Below are 5184 nucleotides of genomic sequence, written 5' to 3'. Positions count from 1 at the left end.
TTTTTTTAGGCTCACCAGCAATATGATAGAACCAAACGGCAGGTCTTGAGCTTAAGACTTTCCCATTGGCCTTTGGTTCAAGTATCTCTTCAAGCGCTATTCCAATATTTTTTTTCTGCACCTCTACAGTGTCCTTTAAAAATTTGAGTTGCGCTCCGCTGTAGTAGCGTTTATCCTCGGGAAGGAATTTACTTCCGGTGCAACTTGATAGCAGCCAGCCCATACAAAAACACACAAAAACAACTGCGCTTCTATTCTTCATCGCTCTTCCTAAACAGTTCTTTAAATGTATTGTAATCTCTCACATATATTATCCCCGCTCCAGTCTCCACTATTTCTCCATTGATCACATCAAAGTCACTTCTTCGAAAACCTGTAATTCGCAACCTGCCATCATCTGTGATCTTGTACTCCAAGGCCAAATCTCCAATATAGTCGCTAAAATTCTGTTGCTGCTCACCTTCCAGGTTTACATTTCCTGAAACCTTAACCTCTAATTGGTCATTAAAAAGTGTTTTGGAAATGCCCAGTTCGAGTTTTGTTGTGCCTGAAGAAGAGCTTTCACCATAGTTCTGATATGACTGAAGGTCAAAATTGATATTTACGGCATCAATGTTACTGGTCAGACGATTGAGTTGATCAGACAATATCCGGCTAACACTTCTTCTTGCCTTGTCTTCCACATCGTAGCCACCTTCACTTTTCAATGGATTCTCAGAAATAAACCTTTGCAGCATAAGCAATGCAAATACTTGCTTGTTGAGATCAGACTCTCTTGTATTAAGGTCCATCAATCGGGCATATACACTTCCGCCTAGTGCATTCTGCTTGTCCTGGGGCATATCAAGCATAAACGTAATTTCTGGCTTGGTAAGAATACCTTCAATATTAAGATAGACCAAAATGGGTAACAGTTGCCTGTATTTTTGTAAGTCTGCATTAGAGGCATTATTAATTTGGTTGATCATCAGATCAATGGGTGGCGCCTCAACTTTATTAAAAGCTCTGATGTCTAAAATGGCATCGAAAGGGTCGCCAGTCCATGTGATCGTACTGCCTTTTTCAATATCAAATTCACGTTTGATCAGCTTGTAAAAGCTAAAATTATACTGGCCCTGCTCTACCGTATATTTTCCACTGAGTTGTATGTCACCTTTTCTGTCGATATCAAGATTTAATGTTGCAGCACCCTGAACACTGAGCTGATCCTGGGTTATTGGGTCAATAACAACATTGAAAATGGCGGATTTATCTATTTCAACTTTGGCCGATAGTTCTAAGCCCAGAAATTTAAGACTGTCTTGAGGAGTTTGTTCTTGCTCCAGAACTTCTCCTTTCTTGTTAACAAATTCCACTACATTCTCGGAACTGAGCATGTTATATTCGGTTTCTGGCACCACATAAGTGATGTTGCTGCCTTCAAGTAGCTTTAGGTTCGTAGTAATGTCAGGCCTTGACGATGTCCCTTTTATGATGACCTTGCCATCAGTTTTCAACACCCCATAAAAGAGTTCATTATCTTCAATGGTGGTGTTTAATAACATAAAGTTGTTGGTGGTCAGACTCAAATCAAGCTTGTAAAAAGTAAGGTCAACCATTTTAACTTTGCCATCAATTACTGAACTATTTCCCTTTTCATCCTTCAAATTGAACTTGTTGAAACTGATTTCTGAGTCATTGAATTTTATGGTTTCTTTTTCGATTTTTAAGTTGTTGTTAAGTGCAGCAGGGTTTATTGACAGATTGTCGAAAGTCAGATTGCCATTAATATTTGGTGTGCTAAAACCATTTTTAAGATCCAATTTTCCTTGAATATTGCCTTCTAAGCTTTTAACACTACCCTTAACAATGGGCGCGATAGTTTTAAGGTCAAATTTATCAATGTCTGCTTTTAGATTTATTTCATCGGTCTGTTTTAAGTTTAACTCGCTGGTAATGGATACTTTATTAATAGGGGACTTAAGGTCAAGTTTTGCGCGATAATAATCATTATGAGTAGGAGCAACATTTAGCTTGAAATCACCCCATTCTACGGCCATTATGGTCAGGTTGTCGATGTCAATGTCAGCTAGAAATTGAGTGCCTGCAGGATGAAATAAAGCATTCACGTTGCCATTGACCTGTCCATCAAGAAGTTTATCTTTCTTATTGAGTACTGCGCCAATTGTATTTAATGAAAAGTCACTGAACCCTATTTGTAAGGTAGAATCTTTTGGTGTGGTTTGAAAATTAATTACCTGCTCACCTTTAGATAGCTTGAGTGAGGTTGACATTTCTTTTGCACTATTACCAAGAATCAATGGATGAATTTGTTCAACACTCCAGGGCTCATAAGCCAGAATAAACTTCTCTGCATCAATGCTCAGTTGATAGGCACTATCCACACTTTGAATCACACTTTTGACAAAGTATTTCCTTTGACCAACAGAATCATCAATAATTAAAGAAGTGGACAATTCATTATTCTCCAGAATTGCTTCAATGTTAAAATTCTGAATCTGGGCATTGGAGGATGAGATATGGTCTATAGTTAAATTGGAAGTGAGCTTTTGATTGGATGATGAGCTATTGAACTTGAAATCATCGATAATAATATCTGCATATTTAACATGTTTTAAGCCCAAGTCAACTTCCAACAGGTTAGAGGCACTATTAAAGGCAGCTTTAAAATGACCTGGCTCAAATTCCTGCAAGCCAGGAACAATTATTTTGGTAATCAGGTCAGTATTTTTAAGATCTAAGTCAAAAGTGAAATCCATTTGAGGCAGGCTATCATTAGCCACATCTTTTAGATCATAATATCTATTAATATGTTGTTTTAAAGCCTCTCCAACAGTGAAAAGGTCAATACTACCTTTGAAAACACCTTTCATGATGTCAGAATCAATGCTTATTTCAGTTAGTTGATCTTGTTCTATACTGGCAATGAGCAATGAATCAACCCTGTAAACATCAATATCATTGTCTGCACTAAAGTCTCGTATTACAATTTCTCCATTAAACTTTTTGAAATCCCTGGTTTCAAAGTCTGTGACTAGATTACCTTTTAATATCAGTGGATTTAGAGAGAAGTTAATGGCCTCCAAGTCTGCTTTTTGCAGGTTTAGGGCCACATTATTTTTGTGCATATCAGCGTTCATATCAACATTACCTTTCAATATCAGGCTCAGATTTTCGTCTTTTACTTTAATGTTACCATCCAGTATTGTTTTCTGTAAAGTTGCATCCAGTGTTATGGAGTCGTAAGTGTAATTGTTATAGTGAATATTGGAAATACTACCTTTAGCAGATGATTTTAGCGAACTGAGATCAATGCCTAATCCCTCTAATTTCAAATTGAATTGCAAGCTGTCCAGATTACCATCTTTTTGTTTTAGTATACGCCCAATGGAAATACCTTTTGAAACCATTGTCATATCATAATGTGGTATACTGTCCTTTAAGTACAGTGAATCCACATCTAAGGCTATATTGCCAAGCGAAGAGTTTAATAGTAATTGACCTCTAAAACTGGAAAGGTTTCCTTTGCCCTTAGACTTGATTTTTATCGTTTCAGGAAGCGAAAGTTGCGCTTGAAGGGTGTCTGATAAATAAGGTAAAAACTCTTTTTTGGTGCTTTCTATTTGCAGATTCTGAATATCAAAACTTACATTTTCAATGGTTGATAGTGACCTAATATTTACGGTAATCAAGAGCTTAGAACTGGACGTACAAGCCCTTAGTTCAGCTATGTTTAGATCACCAAGGTTGCCATTGATATTGCCTTCCAGGCTCAATTGATTTGGTAATTTGGTTTCAGTCAGAGAAGGCACAAAGTACTTCAAATCATCAAAATACAGGTTTGAAGGGGCTAAGCTGAGCTGAATCTGTGTGCTTGGATTCATCAGCTGCTCGATAGTCTCAAATTGAACTCCGACATTTAGGTTAACTTTGCTTTCTCCGATTTGGACAATTCCGTTGTTCAGGGAAAGGGAAGAGCTTCCCATATTAAAAATACCTTCAGTCTTTATTGGACTTTGATCAGATAGAAAGCTAAGCGCTTCAATTTCGGTGTGAATTGTATCGGCCGAATAGCTACTGTTTTTAATGTCTGCATTGAGTTTGCTAATGTTTAGGTAAGTTGGATTGAACTCGTCATTTGATTTTTCTGTAGAATCGAGTTGAATAACAAAGTCATTATTTACAGATTCAAAGCTGGATGCGGTTACTTTCCAATTTGACTCAGAAGGAGTAGTAGTTTTAGATATAGTAGAATCAGCTGCCGTGGATGAAAATGAACTGAAATTCACCTGCGAGTTTTCGAGCAAAAGACTTTTCACATCTATAGATTGATTAGGCAAACTGATTTGTTCAAATAAAATCTCTAGTTGACCAAAATTGGCCATCAAGCTTTGCTCTAATGATTCATAATGCACTTTGGATTTTAAAATGGCTATTTCACCCAATTGTATGTCAAATGCATTGTTGGAACTATCTTGAGTTGTCTCAGTATTGTTAGAAGATTCGGTTAAAGAATAATCAATGTTTGCTCCTGATAGGTTGACGCTGTTGATATTGAGCGAAGGCTTGTCCAGGTCCAGTTTTTCAATATCAACTTCCAGCTCCTCAAGTGAGGCAAGCAAGGACGTACCCGTTGCCTCATCTATCATTTCAAAGTTGATAGAGTGTAGGTTAATGCCATGGATATCAAATTGCCAAGGCTGACTTGTTGGCTTAGCGATGGAGTCATTTGAAGCAAAAGCATCAATGATAAATTGGTAATTAAAATTTCCTGAAGATTTATCCTTATTAATTTTTCCCACAGCCCTATTAAGATGCAGGGCATTGATTTGAATCTTATTGTCTAGCAATGCCCATAAGTCGGTATCCACCTCAAGTGAATTGAAATATAATAAGGTGTCTCCCTTCAGATCTTCAAGGTATAATGATGATATTTCTAAAGATTTAGGAAAATTGAGATAAGCACCACCTACAGATACTTTTGTGTTTAATTTCTGTTCAAGAAAGGCTTCTATTTCTCCCACTATTTTGCCTTGAACATAGGGTGTTCTTATCAATATTATAAGAAGTACCAGTAAGGAGAGTAAAGACACCAATGCCCACCCTAAAATCCTCATTATAGTTTTGAAAAGCTTAACCACACCTGGCTTTACCATCTATGACTGTTTGTTAAAGATTGTGCCA

Annotated in this window: 2 protein-coding genes; both read right to left on the bottom strand. The window is 37.1% G+C overall.

Translation table 11 applies throughout. The features are described 5' to 3' along the window. Window positions 1–262: hypothetical protein (locus E1140_RS21390; RefSeq protein WP_221412635.1), on the bottom strand; the 262-nt coding region annotated here is incomplete at its 3' end. Beyond that, window positions 252–5156 (bottom strand): translocation/assembly module TamB domain-containing protein, encoded by a 4905-nt coding sequence (locus E1140_RS04880; protein ID WP_155179640.1) that lies wholly within the window; start codon window positions 5154–5156, stop codon window positions 252–254. The genes E1140_RS04880 and E1140_RS21390, both read right to left, overlap by 11 nt. Between the last annotated feature and the right edge of the window lie 28 nt (window positions 5157–5184).

This window comes from Fulvivirga lutimaris, from assembly GCF_009711525.1.
Classification (GTDB): domain Bacteria; phylum Bacteroidota; class Bacteroidia; order Cytophagales; family Cyclobacteriaceae; genus Fulvivirga; species Fulvivirga lutimaris.
This window is presented reverse-complemented; position numbering and strand designations above follow the sequence as displayed.